We start from the raw sequence: 13009 nt of genomic DNA on the forward strand, positions 1-13009 counted from the left end.
GATCGCGGCCACCCCCGTGGACCGTGATCGCCGTCGCGCGGCTCATGCTGTCGCAATGCCCCCCGGCGACGCGCTAGCCGCGGATCATGTTGGAAAAATGACAGTCGGCGCATCCGGCTGCCACGGCGTGACTCTGGTCATGACCGCGGCGAAGAGCGGCGAGGCGAGATAGCGCCCCAGCCAGTCGTGGAGTGCGGGGAGGGGGAGCGTGTCGAACCAGCCGCGGTCGGTCTGCGCGAATTGCCGCACGAAGGGGAGTATCGCCATGTCGGTCAGCGTGAAGCGGGGCGCGACGAGATGGCCGGTGGCGTGCAGCCGCGCGTCGAGATCGGCGAGGATCGCGGCGGCGGCGGCGCGGTGCTCAAGCGGGTCGGTCGCGTGGCGATCGGCATATTTGTAGCGGTCGAGATGATGCTTGAACGCGCCGTCGTTGGTCGCGATCAGATCGGTGTCCTCTCCGGCGAGCCAGTCGAGCGGATCGGCTGTGGCGAGCGCCCAGTGCATGATGGCGAGGCTCTGGTCGATGACGCGGCCGTCGGGGAGGACGAGGACGGGGACGGTGGCTTTCGGCGAGGCGGCGAGGAGGGCGGCGGGTTTGTCGCGCAGGACGATCTCGCGGAGCTCGACCGCGATGCCACTGGCGACGACCGCGCTGCGGGCGCGGATCGCGTAGGGGCAGCGGCGGAAGCTGTAGAGGATGGGGAGCATGGGTTGGGTATAGGGGGCGGGGGGCGGCGCGTCTCGGGGGCTGGTTGGCCCGATCGCTTCGCACGCTCGCCCCCACCCCGGCGAAGGCCGGGGCCCAAATGGGAAGGCGGTCGTGACAGCGGGCTGCGGCTGATTACTCCGCTTCCCCAATTGGGCCCCGGCCTTCGCCGGGGTGGGGTTGGGGGAGGGTGCGCCTCTGCCTGTCACCCCGGCGGAGGCCGGGGCCCAGTTGGGTAGGCTTTCGACGGCGGGCTGGGGCTGATTACTCCGGTCCTCCCAACTGGGCCCCGGCCTTCGCCGGGGTGGTGCTCTTTTTCTAGGGGGTGGGGAGCGGCCCCCTCCCGTTACAGCCCGAAGCGGAGGGTGGCGCGGATGTCGCGGCCGGCTAGGGGGGCGAAGTCCTTGAGGAAGCTGGCGTGGCGGCGGGCTTCGACGTCGAACAGGTTGTTCGCGCTGAGCAGGATCGAGGTCTTGCTGTCCTTGCCGAACGGGTTGAAGCCCAGGGTCGCGTTGACCATCGTATAGCCGTTGGTGGTCGTCTCGAACGCGGCGATGCGGTCCTGGTCGAAGACGTGCTCGACCTCGAGCCGGCCGTTGACGCGGTCGCCCTGTGCCTCGATCCCGCCGAGCACGCGCATCGGCGGGATGCGCGGCACGGGGCCGTTGTCGACGATCGTCGCGCGGACATAATCGCCGAGCAGGTCGGCGTTGAGCACATAGCCGCCGATCTGTGCGAGGCGGACCGAGGCATTGGCCTCGAACCCGTAATAGCGCGCGTCCGCCTGCTGATACTGGAAGCAGGGCAGGTCGACCTCCCGCCCCGACGGATCGGCGGCGGTCTGGCAGACGCTCTGCGCGACCTGGTTCTCCGAGATATAGTTGGAGAAGTCGTTGTAATAGGCCGACGCGTCGAAGCTGAAGCCGTCGCCATGCGCGTGGAGCGTGCCCTCGATGCCCCAGCTCTTCTCGAGCTTGAAATCGGGGCTGCCGAATTCATAGGCCTGGGTGCCGGCATGGCCGCCGTTCGCGAACAGCTCCTCGGCGGACGGCGCGCGCTCGGTGTGCGAGAGGTTGATGCCCAAGCGGACCGCGTCGGTCACGCCGTAGGAGGCGCCGAGCGAGCCCGAGACCGCGTCGAAGCTGCGGCTGCCGCGGAAGAAGCGGAGGTCGTCGAGCGGGGTCTTGGCGGAGAGCGAGGTCGTCTCGTAGCGCAGCCCGCCCTCGGCCCGGAACGCGCCGGCGCTGTATTGCTGGAGCGTGAAGAGGCCGGTCTGGTTGGTCTCGTTGCGCGGCAGGAAGGCCTCGTCGCCGTTCACGTCGAACAGGCGGTTGAAATATTGCACGCCCGATGCGCCCTGCCAGCCGCCGCGATTGGCCTGGACCAGTTCGATCCGGCCTTCGGTGCCGTTGTTGAAGAAGGCGGTGCCGACGCCGCCATCGGGTTCGAGCTCGAAATGGCGATAGGTCGCGTGGCCCGCGCGGACGCGGATCTTGTCGAGGAAGCCGCCGCCGGTGTTGATCTCGCCGCGCAGGTCGACGCGGTTCTGGACGACGTCGAGGCGGGGCGCCTCCTGCTCCTGGCCGACGGCGGTCGCATAGCGGATCGGCACGCCGTAGAGGCTGTCATAATGGCTGTACGACACGCCGAGATTGCCGCCATCGGTGATGATCGACGCGCCGACGCCCGCGGTCCAGGTCTCGGACTGGGTGTTGGGCAGCTTTCCGCGGAGCGCGGCGGAGCCGGCGAAGTCGATCGGCTCGTCGGTATCCTGCGGGAGGCCAACCTGTGAGAGCGCGGCGGCGCGCGCCTGCGACGACAGGATGTTGCCGCCGGTGCGCAGATTGCCCGACTTCAGATAGGAGCCGTCGGCGTGGAGGACGAGGTGCTGGCCGACCGCGACGTCGCCCGCGGCGCCGCCCGAGCGCTCGTTCGCGGCCGAGCCGTAGGTCGCAATGCCGTTCACGCGGTAGCCGTTTTCGGGGACGGTGCGCGGGATGCGCGTGTCGATGACGTTGACGACGCCGCCGACCGCGGACGAGCCGAACAGGAGGGCGGAGGGGCCGCGCAGCACCTCGATCCGCTCGGCGAGCAGCGGGTCGATGATGACCGCGTGATCGACCGAGGTGTTCGAGACGTCGATCGAGCCGATCCCGTCGGTCAGCACGCGGATGCGCTCGCCCTGGAAGCCGCGGAGGATCGGGCGCGACGCGCTGGGGCCGAACGAGGTGGCGGACACGCCGGGCTGGCGCGCGAGCGTCTCGCCGATGGTCGGGCGCAGGTTGCGGGTGAGCTCGGCGCCCGAGAGAATGGAGGTGCCCTGGAGGACGTCGGTCTCGCTCTGGCGGACGGGGGCGGTGACGAGAATCTCGGCGGCGGCGCGCGAGGTGGGGGTGCGGGTCGGGGCTGGGGTTGCGGCAGGCGTATCGGCCGGTGCGCCGGTCGGCGGCGTGTCGGTCTGGGCGGTCGCGGCGGTCGCGGCGAAGACCGCCAGCGCGCTGATCCCGATGAAAGTCTTACGCATAGAAACGCTCCTTGAACCCCGGAGCTGCCGCCTAGCGCGAATGATGTATCATATCAAAGCAGATGTTCGCAGTTGCGGAATATTGGGTCAGGGGTTGTTGCCATGATGCAACATATCATCCGGGACGGCCGGGCGTCAGGGTTTGTCGTAGGGGGTGAAGTCGGTGAAGCGGCAGGAGGGTGAGGGGATCGACAGGCCGGGTTCGATCAGCCGGAACCGGTCGTTGCGGCAGAGCTGGCCGCCATAGATGTCGACGATGATCGTCGACAGCGGGCGCAATTGCGGACAGGGGCCGACCGGGCCGGTGCGCCAGACGCGCTTGCCCGACTGGCGATAGAGGATGGTGGTCGCGTCGAGGATCGTCGGGCCCTGGACCAGACCGATGCCGATGCAGCGGACCGGCGCGCCAGCGATGCGCCCCGCGAGCGGATCGTCGCGGCCGGCGACGAGCGTCAGCGCGAGCGCGGCGAGGCTGGCGATCCTGCCGGAGCGCGGCATCCTCATCGGGCCTTCCGATAGGGGACGAATTCGCCGAAGCTGCAGCTGCCGCTGGGGAAGCGGCTGGCGCGGTCGATCGTGTTGGCGATGTCGCCGCGGCAGAGCTGGCCGGTCGGCGTCCGCGTGATCAGGATGTTGCGGTCGAGATCGCCGCACCCGCCATTGGTCTCGGTCCGGTAGATCGTGCCGTTGTTGACGCGGTAGAGAAAGGTCGAGCCGTAGCTGGTCACCTGTTTCTGGCCGAAGGTGTTGAGGCACAGGGTCGGCTCGCCCGGGGTCAGCCCCTTGAGCGCGGTCGCGAGCTTTCGCTGCGTTTCGGTTTCGCGCTGCGCGATCTGCGCCTGTTCGCGCGGGGTCGCCGTACAGGCGGTGGCGGCGATCGTCAGGCAGAGCAGCGATAAGCGTGTCATGATGCGCATGCGGTTTCCTTTGCGCCCCCGAGGGGCCCAGCATAGCCTATTCAGCCCTTGAACGCATCCTTTGCCGCGCGGCATTCGCCGAGCTCGGCGGCCGAGGTCGCACGGAGAAACGGATTGGTCGCGCGTTCGAGCCCGATCGTCGTGGGCACGGTCGCCTCGCCACGCGCGCGGGCCGCGTCGACCTCGGCCATCCGGTCGTGGATCGCAGCATTGTCGGGCTCGGCGACCAGCGCGTAGCGGCCGTTCGACTGGGTATATTCATGCCCGCAATAGACGCGCGTCTCGTCGGGCAGCGTGGCGTAACGCTGCATGTTGGCGAACATGTCGGCGGGGGTGCCCTCGAACAGCCGGCCGCAACCCATCGCGAACAGCGTGTCGCCGGTGAAGATCACCGCGTCGTCGGCGAAGTGGAAGGCGATATGGCCCTGCGTATGCCCGGGCACGGTCATCACCTGCGCCGCGTGCGTGCCCAGCGTCACGGTATCGCCCTCGGTCACGGTGCGGTCGAGCGTCGGGATCTTCGCGGCCTCGGCGGCGGGGCCGGTGACGGTCGCGCCCTGAGCGCGGATCGCGGCGTTGCCGCCGGTGTGATCGGGATGCCAGTGCGTCGTCCAGACCTGATCGATCCGCCAGCCGCGCGCGGTCGCCGCGGCGATCACCGGATCCGCCTCGCCCGGGTCGAGCGCGACCGTCGTGCCGCTGTCGGGATCGTGGATCAGCCAGGCGTAATTGTCGCTGAGGACGGGCACGCGGACGATGTCGAGGGGCATGGCGTCGAGGGGCATGGCGTCGAGGGGCATGGCGTCGAGGGGCATGGCGGAGCTTTCGAAGGCGGTGGCCAGGTGTGGCGCCGGGGTCGGGGGGATGCAAGGATAACGCATGAGCGGCGGTCGGGATGCGCGTGCGACCGTCGGTCTCGACTTCCGGCGGCGGGCGGGCGTAGGGTGGTGAAAACATTGAGAGGATCCGCAATGAAACTGGCCAGCCTGAAGGACGCAGATCCAGCCCGGGGCCGTGACGGCCGGCTTGTCGTCGTGTCGAACGACCTCGCCTGGTATGCCGATGCGACGCATATCGCGCCGACGCTGCAGGCCGCGCTCGACGACTGGGACCGGCTTGCGCCGATGCTCGAGAATCTGTCGACCGATCTCGAGCACGAGATGATCCCGATGCGGCGGTTCCACGAGCATGACGCGGCATCGCCGCTGCCGCGCGCCTATCAGTGGGCGGATGGCTCGGCTTATGTGAACCATGTCGCGCTCGTCCGGCAGGCGCGCGCCGCCGAGATGCCCGACAGCTTCTGGCACGATCCGCTGATGTATCAGGGCGGATCGGACGGGTTTCTCGGGCCGCGCGACCCGATCCCGCTTTCCGACGAGAGCTGGGGCTGCGACATGGAGGGCGAGGTCGTCGTCGTCACCGGCGACGTGGCGATGGGCGCGAGCCGCGACGAGGCACTGGCGGCGGTGCGGCTGGTCGGGCTGACCAACGACGTGTCGCTGCGCAACCTGATCCCGGGCGAGCTGGGCAAGGGGTTCGGCTTCTTCCAGTCGAAGCCCGCCAGCGCGTTTTCACCGGTGTTCGTGACGCCCGAATCGCTCGGCGACTGGTGGCAGGACGGCAAGCTGCACCGCAAGCTGATGGTCGACCTGAACGGCCAGCCCTTTGGCCGCGCCGAGGCGGGCGAGGACATGACGTTCGATTTCGGCACGCTGATCGCGCACGCCGCCAAGACGCGCAAGCTGGGCGCGGGGACGATCGTCGGGTCGGGCACGGTGTCGAACCGCGGCGAGGATGGCGGGCCGGGCAAGCCGATCGCAGAGGGCGGGGTCGGCTATTCGTGCCTGGCCGAAGTGCGGACGATCGAGACGATCGCGGGCGGCGCGGCGGTGACCCCGTTCCTGAAAAAGGGCGACACGGTGCGGATCTGGGCGGAGGACGACCGGCACCGCCCGATCTTCGGGGTGATCGAGCAGACGGTGGAGTAGCGTGCGAGCCGGCTAGGGGCGCTCGCCATAGGCCTTGCGCTGCGCTGACGTGGCGCGGTCCCACCAGGCGCGCGCGAGCAGATGCGCGATCCGCTCGCTCGCGCCGGTGCCGTAGCGGACCAGCACCGCCGGCCAGCCGTCATAATGTTCGGTCTGCCAGAAGGTCGCGGGGTCGGTGTCGAGCAGGATCTCCTTCTCGTCGAGACCGATATGGAGCACGAAGCTGCCGGGATCGGACGCGGTGGTCGAGGCGAGCGTCTTGCCGCGGAACCTGAGTGCGGGCCGGCCGTAGCTGGTGCCCGGCTCGACACCCGGCAGCGTGCATCCGATCGCGACGATGGCGTCCCAGTCCTGCAGCATCTCGCCCTGCCTCCCCGTTCGTGCCCCCGTCCGCAGGCTCATGCTATCGCATTGATCGCACGGCGTTGCACGCCGCCGGTGCGAATGCGGAGTCCGGCAAAACTCCCTCTCGCCAATGCCGTTGAAATTTTATAACAAGGCCGCGAAGAGCGATCCGGCGCGTACGCCGCCGGGCGATGGAGATGGAGTGACGATGGCCAGCGAGCACCCTCGCGCCGATTCGCAGCCGCTGCGCAATCTACCCGGATTGACGCTGCATGTGCCCGAACCGAAGTTCCGACCCGGCGATCCGGTCGATTTCGCCGAAGTCGACGTGCCGCCCGCAGGGCAGGCGCGGCGTCCCGATACGGCGGACAAGGCGAGCGATTTCACTGATCTCGCCTATACGCTGGTCCGCGTTCTGGACGATGAGGGCCATGCGGTGGGGCCGTGGGATCCCAAGCTTTCGCCCGATATGCTGCGCCGTATGCTGCGCAGCATGGCGCTGCTCCGTGCGTTCGACGAACGCATGTTCCGCGCGCAGCGGCAGGGCAAGACGAGCTTCTACATGAAGGCGCTGGGCGAGGAGGCGGTCGCGGTCGCGGCGGCCTATGCGCTCGATTACGAGGACATGTGCTTCCCCTCCTATCGCCAGCAGGGGCTGCTGATCGCACGGGGCTGGAGCCTCGTCGACATGATGAACCAGATCTATTCGAACACCGCGGACCGGCTGGGCGGCAAGCAGCTGCCGATCATGTATTCGGTGAAGGAAGCCGGGTTCTTCTCGATCTCGGGCAACCTCACGACGCAATATCCGCAAGCCGTGGGCTGGGCGATGGCATCGGCGGCCAAGGGCGACACGCGGATCGCGGCGACCTGGTGCGGCGAGGGATCGACCGCGGAGGGCGACTTCCATTCGGCGTGCACCTTTGCCGCGGTCTACCGCGCGCCGGTGATCTTCAACGTCGTAAACAACCAGTGGGCGATTTCGAGCTTTTCGGGGTTTGCCGGCGCGGAGGCGACGACGTTTGCGGCGCGGGCGGTCGGGTACGGGATCGCGGGCCTGCGCGTCGACGGTAACGATGCGCTTGCCGTGTACGCAGCCACTGAATGGGCGGCCGAGCGGGCGCGGACCAATCAGGGGCCGACGCTGATCGAGCATTTCACGTACCGCGCGGAAGGTCATTCGACCTCGGACGATCCCGGCCAGTATCGCAGCGAGGGCGAGCCCAATGCGTGGCCGCTCGGCGACCCGATCAAGCGGTTGAAGGACCATTTGATCGCGATCGGCGAATGGGACGATGAGCGCCACGCCGCGCAGGACAAGGAACTCGCCGAGCAGGTCAAGGCCGCACAGAAGGAGGCCGAGAAGAACGGCATCCTCGGCCACGGGCTTCACCAGCCGCTCGAATCGCTGTTCGACGGCGTGTTCGAGGAGCTGCCCTGGCATCTGAAGGAGCAGCGTCAGCAGATGCTCGATGAAGAGACGGCAAGCGGCCGTCCATGGGATCGCAAGGCATGAGCGACATGATCGAGGCACCCGGGTCCGACGCAGCGGATGGCGGCGAGACCAGCCGGATGAACATGATCCAGGCGATCAACTCCGCCATGGACATCATGATGACGCGCGATCCCGACGTGATCGTGATGGGCGAGGATGTCGGCTATTTCGGCGGCGTGTTCCGCGCGACCGCGGGGTTGCAAGCGAAACACGGCAAGACGCGCGTGTTCGACACGCCGATCACCGAATGCGGGATCATCGGCGTCGCGGTGGGGATGGGCGCCTACGGCCTGCGTCCTGTCCCCGAGATCCAGTTCGCGGATTACATCTATCCCGCGCTCGACCAGCTGGTGTCGGAGGCGGCGCGGCTGCGCTATCGCTCGGCGGGCGAGTTCACCTCGCCGATCACGGTGCGATCGCCGTTCGGCGGTGGCATTTTCGGCGGGCAGACGCACAGCCAGAGTCCTGAGGGGCTGTTCACGCACATGTCGGGGATCAAGACGGTGATCCCGTCGACGCCCTATGACGCCAAGGGTCTGCTGATCGCGGCGATCGAGGACAATGACCCGACGCTCTTCTTCGAGCCCAAGCGCATCTATAACGGGCCGTTCGACGGATACTGGGACCGGCCGTCGCAGAACTGGTCGAAGCATCCCGCGGGCGAGGTGCCGACCGGCTATTACAAGATCGAGCTCGGCAAGGCGAAGATCGTCCGGGCGGGCGAGGCGCTGACGATCCTCGCCTACGGGACGATGGTGCATGTCTGCGCGGCGGTGATCGCCGAGACGGGGATCGACGCGGAGATCGTCGACCTGCGCACGCTCGTCCCGCTCGACATCGAGACGATCGAGGCGTCGGTGAAGAAGACCGGGCGCTGCATGATCGTGCACGAGGCGACGCGGACCAGCGGGTTCGGCGCCGAGCTGTCGGCGCTGGTGCAGGAGCGGTGTTTCTACCATCTCGAGGCACCGATCGAGCGCGTGACGGGGTTCGACACGCCCTATCCGCACAGCCTGGAATGGGCCTATTTCCCGGGGCCGGTCCGGATCACCGAGGCCCTCAAGAAGATCATGAAGGACGCATAATGGCTCGCTTTACCTTCAAACTGCCCGATATCGGCGAAGGCATCTCGGAGGCCGAGATCGTCGCATGGCACGTCGCGATCGGCGACCGCGTCGAGGAGGATTCGCCGGTCGCGGACATGATGACCGACAAGGCGACGGTCGAGATGGAGTCGCCCGTGTCGGGCGTCGTCGTCGAGCTGGCGGGCGAGGTCGGCGATCAGGTGTCGATCGGCGCCGCGCTGGTGGTGATCGAGACGGATGCGGTTGACGCCGGGGGCGAGGTCGTGGCGGCGCCGTTGACGGCGGCGCAGGCGGAGACGGCGGAGCAGTATGAGGCGGAGAATCCGGGGGTTGAGGAGGTGGTCGATACGCCGACCTCCACCACCCCGGCGGAGGCCGGGGCCCAGGTGGGGTCGGCAGATGACGAGCCTCGGACCGCTATCACTGCAGACGTTCCAACTGGACCCCGGCCTTCGCCGGGGGGGAGTGAGGGGTTGGTCGCCGCTGCCGCCAAGGCACACGCACTGGCGTCGCCCGCGGTGCGGGCGCGGGCACGGGATCTGGGGATTGATCTGGCGTCGGTGAAGACCGAGTCCGACCGGGTCCGTCATGCCGATCTCGACGCGTATCTGCGGTATGGCGCGGGGCAGGGCTATCAGGCGCCGGGGGCGAGCCGGGCGCGCGCGGACCAGCCGATCAAGGTCATCGGCATGCGGCGCAAGATCGCCGAGAACATGGCCGCGTCGAAGCGGGCTATCCCGCATTTCACCTATGTCGACGAGATCGACGTCACCGCGCTGGAGGCGATGCGCGCGGATCTGAACGCCAATCGCGGCGGGCGGCCGAAGCTGACGATGCTCCCGCTGATGATCGTCGCGATATGCAAGACGATCCCTGACTTCCCGATGCTCAACGCGCGCTATGACGACGAGGCGGGCGTGGTCACCCGCCACGGCAGCATTCATCTGGGCATGGCGGCGCAGACCGATGCGGGGCTGACCGTGCCCGTGATCCGCGACGCGCAGGATCGCAACGTCTGGCAGCTCGCGACCGAGATCACGCGGCTCGCCGAAGCCGCGCGCGCGGGCAAGCTTGCGCCGAACGAGATGGGTGGCGGCACGATTACCGTCACCTCGCTCGGGCCGCTCGGCGGGATCGCGACGACGCCGGTGATCAACCGGCCCGAGGTCGCGATCATCGGGCCGAACAAGATCGTCGAACGCCCCGTGTTTAAGGGCGACGAGGTGGTCCGTGCGAAGCTGATGAACCTGTCGATCAGCTGCGACCACCGCGTCGTCGATGGCTGGGACGCGGCGAGCTTCGTCCAGGGGCTGAAGAAGTATCTCGAGACGCCGGTCCTGCTGTTCGCGGACTGAGACGTCAGCGCGGCCGTGGCGGGGTGGGGCGGGTCTTCAACAGCCATGGTCGCGGGCCGCTGGTCGGGCGGGGCGTGCCGTCGAGCCGCTTGGCACTGATCAGCGCGACGCGGTTGAGGATCATCTGGCCCTTGAACGCGTCGAGCCCGCCGCCGGTCGGCTTGGCGAGGATGCGGCGGACCGTGTCCATCCCGCCGACGACATGGCCGAACGCCGCATAGCCGAGATAGCCCGGGCGCGCGTCCATCGCGGGCGTCGGCCCCACGGTGATGAAGAAATTGCCGCCCGCCGAGCCGGGTTCGCTGCCGCGCGCCATCGAGATCGTCGCGTCGAGATGGCGGATGCCGGTCTGCGTCGTGGTCTCGAGCGGGAAGGCGGGCAGGATGCGCCGCGCGTCGGTGCGGATGCCACCCTGGACGAAGCCGAATTTCGGCGCCTTCTTGCTGCGCGCGGCGCGGTAGAAATCGGTCCCGTCGAAGCGGCCGTCATCGACATAGGCGAGGAAGTTCGCGCTGGTCTTGGGCGCGCGGCGCGTGTCGAGCGCGAGCGTGATCGGGCCTTCGGACGTGGTGAGGCGGACGCGGACGGTGCCGGGTTTCGCGGGGGTGGGTTTCTGGGGGGCGGCGGCGGCCGGGGCGGCCAGCAGCGCTAGTGTCGGGAGGAGGAGGAAACGCATACGCAGGGCACGACCTTTGTCATTCGGGGCCTTCGCCGGGTCGGCGATCGCGGACAGGCTGAGCCTCTATACCCGCCGTCATCCTGACGAAAGTCAGGATCCAGAGCCAGGAGCGCTGTGGCCTGTTACCCTGGATCCTGACTTTCGTCAGGATGACGGGAGGGGGCAGGGTGGATGGTGCGGAGCGACGGGAGGGTGCGTCATCCCTCCCGCCCCCGTCGCGTCAGACGATCTCGAACAGGCCCGCGGCGCCCATGCCGCCGGCGGTGCACATCGAGACGACGACATAGCGGACGCCGCGCTTGCGGCCCTCGATCAGTGCGTGGCCGACGAGGCGCGAGCCGGTCATGCCAAAGGGGTGGCCGACCGCGATCGCGCCGCCATTGACGTTGTACTTCTCCGGATCGATGCCGAGATGGTCGCGGCAATAGAGGCATTGCGACGCGAACGCCTCGTTCAGCTCCCACAGGCCGATGTCCGCGACGGTCAGCCCGGCGCGGTCGAGCAGCTTGGGGATCGCGAAGACTGGGCCGATGCCCATTTCGGCGGGATCGCAGCCCGCCGACTGGAAGCCGCGATAGATACCGAGGATCTCCTTGCCCTCGGCCTCCGCGGTCCGGCGGTCCATCAGCAGCTGTGCGGAGGCGCCGTCGGAGAGCTGGCTGGCATTGCCCGCGGTGACGCTGGTCCCCGGGCTGGAGAAATCGCCGCCCGGCCAGACCGTCTTCAGCCCGGCGAGCGCCTCCGCGGTGGTGCCCGCGCGGATCCCCTCGTCCTGGCTCAGCGTGACGCTCTCGCTGCCGGTGCGCGTGCCCTGCTTGTCGAACAGTGCCTTCTCGACGGTGATCGGCACGATCTCCTCGGCGAACGCGCCGCTCGCGAGGCCGGCGGCGGCGCGCTGCTGGCTCATCGCGGCATAGGCGTCCTGCGCCTCGCGGCTGATGCCGTATTTGCGCGCGACGATCTCGGCGGTCTCGATCATCGGGATATAGGCGGCGGGCTCGCGCGCGGTGACGCTCTGGTTGACGTAGCGCGGCGCGTCCTTCGTCACGGTGTAGCTGATCGATTCCATCCCGCCCGCCAGCGCGACATCGGCCTCGTCACAGATGATCGTGCGTGCGGCGAGCGCGACCGCGGTCAGCCCCGAGCCGCATTTGCGGTCGAGCGTGACCGCGGGGACCGATTCGGGCAGGCCGCCGGCGAAGAGCGCCATGCGTCCGGCGTTGCCGCCCTGTGTCCCCCATTGGTTGCCAACGCCCCAGAACACCTCGTCGATGCGCGCGGGGTCGATCCCGGCGCGCTCGACCACCGCTGTCATCACATGCCCACCTAGCACCAGTGCCTCGGTCGCGTTGAACGCGCCGCGATAGGCTTTGCCGATGGCGGTACGGGCAGTCGAGACGATGGCGGCTTCACGCATGCTTGGACCTTTCGAGGACCGGGTATGGTCAAGCGTCGTCTAGGGATTCGGTCCGGCGTTGGAAAGGGCCCGGCGGGCGAGGCGCGCCTGCCAGAGCATCAGCAGCGGCACGACGAGGATTTCCATGCCGAGCCCGAGCACATGCCCGCGCGACGGCATGCCGACATCGATCAGCGAGACGAGCCGCGCGAGGCCGCCGACCACGATCAGCCCGCCGAGCAGGCGGAAGCGTGGTCCCTTGGTCTCGATATGCGGGATACAGCTGAGGAAGCCGAGCCCGGTCGCGAAGAAGATTCCCGAGATATAGCGGAAATGGCTGTCGAGATCGCGCGGCACGTCGGCGAGGTGGCCGAACGGCGCGGGGCCTTGGACGATCCCCTGACCGCCGACGAGCAGCGGCAGGAGGCAGGCGAGCGCGACGACGCCCTGCAGCAGGCGGTGTTCGAGCGTCATGTCAGCTTGTCGAGCAGTTCGGGGTTGTCGAGCAGTTCTTTTTTT

Annotated in this window: 13 protein-coding genes; 4 read left to right on the forward strand and 9 right to left on the reverse strand. The window is 68.4% G+C overall.

The window, feature by feature from the left end:
- Nucleotides 1-84: 84 nt before the first annotated feature.
- The 5 genes from sphst_RS12905 to gloB all read right to left on the reverse strand — a co-directional run bounded on the left by sphst_RS12905 (nt 85) and on the right by gloB (nt 4917).
- On the reverse strand, nt 85-708 hold the full coding sequence (locus tag sphst_RS12905) for a glutathione S-transferase (RefSeq protein WP_107045639.1): 624 nt from the start codon (nt 706-708) through the stop codon (nt 85-87).
- Nucleotides 709-1052: 344 nt separating this feature from the next.
- Nucleotides 1053-3230 (reverse strand): TonB-dependent receptor, encoded by a 2178-nt coding sequence (locus sphst_RS12910; RefSeq protein ID WP_107045640.1) that lies wholly within the window; start codon nt 3228-3230, stop codon nt 1053-1055.
- A 135-nt stretch (nt 3231-3365) separates the two neighbouring features.
- Nucleotides 3366-3734 carry a hypothetical protein gene (locus tag sphst_RS12915; RefSeq protein WP_192139446.1) on the reverse strand — a complete coding sequence of 123 codons (369 nt, stop codon included), beginning with the start codon at nt 3732-3734 and terminating at the stop codon, nt 3366-3368.
- Nucleotides 3731-4147: a hypothetical protein gene (locus sphst_RS12920; protein ID WP_107045642.1), complete on the reverse strand. Its 417-nt coding sequence runs from the start codon at nt 4145-4147 to the stop codon at nt 3731-3733. The genes sphst_RS12915 and sphst_RS12920 overlap by 4 nt, the downstream gene beginning before the upstream one ends.
- A gap of 41 nt (nt 4148-4188) precedes the next feature.
- Nucleotides 4189-4917, reverse strand: a complete 729-nt coding sequence (gloB, locus tag sphst_RS12925; protein ID WP_107045647.1) for a hydroxyacylglutathione hydrolase — start codon at nt 4915-4917, stop codon at nt 4189-4191.
- Between the two features lie 201 nt (nt 4918-5118).
- Between gloB and sphst_RS12930 the strand changes: the two genes are divergently transcribed.
- Nucleotides 5119-6135, forward strand: coding sequence for a fumarylacetoacetate hydrolase family protein (locus sphst_RS12930; protein ID WP_107045643.1), 1017 nt, complete (start codon nt 5119-5121; stop codon nt 6133-6135).
- A 12-nt stretch (nt 6136-6147) separates the two neighbouring features.
- On the opposite strand, the gene sphst_RS12935 is transcribed toward sphst_RS12930, so the two are convergent.
- Nucleotides 6148-6537, reverse strand: a complete 390-nt coding sequence (locus sphst_RS12935) for an MmcQ/YjbR family DNA-binding protein (RefSeq protein WP_234387641.1) — start codon at nt 6535-6537, stop codon at nt 6148-6150.
- 151 nt (nt 6538-6688) lie between these two features.
- Between sphst_RS12935 and sphst_RS12940 the strand changes: the two genes are divergently transcribed.
- Genes sphst_RS12940 through sphst_RS12950 form a run of 3 tightly spaced genes read left to right on the forward strand, consistent with a single transcriptional unit; the run spans nt 6689 to nt 10415 of the window.
- Nucleotides 6689-7996: a thiamine pyrophosphate-dependent enzyme gene (locus sphst_RS12940; RefSeq protein ID WP_031394419.1), complete on the forward strand. Its 1308-nt coding sequence runs from the start codon at nt 6689-6691 to the stop codon at nt 7994-7996.
- Nucleotides 7997-8052: 56 nt separating this feature from the next.
- Nucleotides 8053-9060, forward strand: coding sequence for an alpha-ketoacid dehydrogenase subunit beta (locus sphst_RS12945; RefSeq protein WP_031394420.1), 1008 nt, complete (start codon nt 8053-8055; stop codon nt 9058-9060).
- Entirely contained in the window at nt 9060-10415 is a 1356-nt protein-coding gene (locus sphst_RS12950) for a dihydrolipoamide acetyltransferase family protein (RefSeq protein ID WP_107045644.1), read from the forward strand. Before sphst_RS12945 ends, sphst_RS12950 begins: the two co-directional genes overlap by 1 nt.
- 4 nt (nt 10416-10419) lie before the next feature.
- On the opposite strand, the gene sphst_RS12955 is transcribed toward sphst_RS12950, so the two are convergent.
- The 3 genes from sphst_RS12955 to sphst_RS12965 form a co-directional block, all read right to left on the reverse strand.
- Nucleotides 10420-11091, reverse strand: a complete 672-nt coding sequence (locus sphst_RS12955) for a peptidylprolyl isomerase (RefSeq protein WP_107045645.1) — start codon at nt 11089-11091, stop codon at nt 10420-10422.
- A gap of 223 nt (nt 11092-11314) precedes the next feature.
- Nucleotides 11315-12511 carry a thiolase family protein gene (locus sphst_RS12960; protein ID WP_031396666.1) on the reverse strand — a complete coding sequence of 399 codons (1197 nt, stop codon included), beginning with the start codon at nt 12509-12511 and terminating at the stop codon, nt 11315-11317.
- Between the two features lie 39 nt (nt 12512-12550).
- Entirely contained in the window at nt 12551-12964 is a 414-nt protein-coding gene (locus tag sphst_RS12965) for a DUF4345 domain-containing protein (RefSeq protein WP_031396665.1), read from the reverse strand.
- Nucleotides 12965-13009: the final 45 nt, after the last annotated feature.

The sequence above is a fragment of the Sphingomonas sp. STIS6.2 genome, from assembly GCF_000732685.2.
Taxonomy (GTDB): domain Bacteria; phylum Pseudomonadota; class Alphaproteobacteria; order Sphingomonadales; family Sphingomonadaceae; genus Sphingomonas; species Sphingomonas aerolata.

Excerpts from the sequence above, each read along its gene's own strand:
- sphst_RS12950 (WP_107045644.1), top strand. The coding sequence starts at position 9,060 with ATGGCTCGCTTTACCTTCAAACTGCCCGATATCGGCGAAGGCATCTCG.
- sphst_RS12915 (WP_192139446.1), bottom strand. The coding sequence starts at position 3,734 with ATGAGGATGCCGCGCTCCGGCAGGATCGCCAGCCTCGCCGCGCTCGCG.
- gloB (WP_107045647.1), bottom strand. The coding sequence starts at position 4,917 with ATGCCCCTCGACATCGTCCGCGTGCCCGTCCTCAGCGACAATTACGCC.
- sphst_RS12905 (WP_107045639.1), bottom strand. The coding sequence starts at position 708 with ATGCTCCCCATCCTCTACAGCTTCCGCCGCTGCCCCTACGCGATCCGC.
- sphst_RS12935 (WP_234387641.1), bottom strand. The coding sequence starts at position 6,537 with ATGAGCCTGCGGACGGGGGCACGAACGGGGAGGCAGGGCGAGATGCTG.
- sphst_RS12945 (WP_031394420.1), top strand. The coding sequence starts at position 8,053 with ATGAACATGATCCAGGCGATCAACTCCGCCATGGACATCATGATGACG.
- sphst_RS12930 (WP_107045643.1), top strand. The coding sequence starts at position 5,119 with ATGAAACTGGCCAGCCTGAAGGACGCAGATCCAGCCCGGGGCCGTGAC.
- sphst_RS12910 (WP_107045640.1), bottom strand. The coding sequence starts at position 3,230 with ATGCGTAAGACTTTCATCGGGATCAGCGCGCTGGCGGTCTTCGCCGCG.
- sphst_RS12940 (WP_031394419.1), top strand. The coding sequence starts at position 6,689 with ATGGCCAGCGAGCACCCTCGCGCCGATTCGCAGCCGCTGCGCAATCTA.
- sphst_RS12960 (WP_031396666.1), bottom strand. The coding sequence starts at position 12,511 with ATGCGTGAAGCCGCCATCGTCTCGACTGCCCGTACCGCCATCGGCAAA.
- sphst_RS12920 (WP_107045642.1), bottom strand. The coding sequence starts at position 4,147 with ATGCGCATCATGACACGCTTATCGCTGCTCTGCCTGACGATCGCCGCC.
- sphst_RS12955 (WP_107045645.1), bottom strand. The coding sequence starts at position 11,091 with ATGCGTTTCCTCCTCCTCCCGACACTAGCGCTGCTGGCCGCCCCGGCC.
- sphst_RS12965 (WP_031396665.1), bottom strand. The coding sequence starts at position 12,964 with ATGACGCTCGAACACCGCCTGCTGCAGGGCGTCGTCGCGCTCGCCTGC.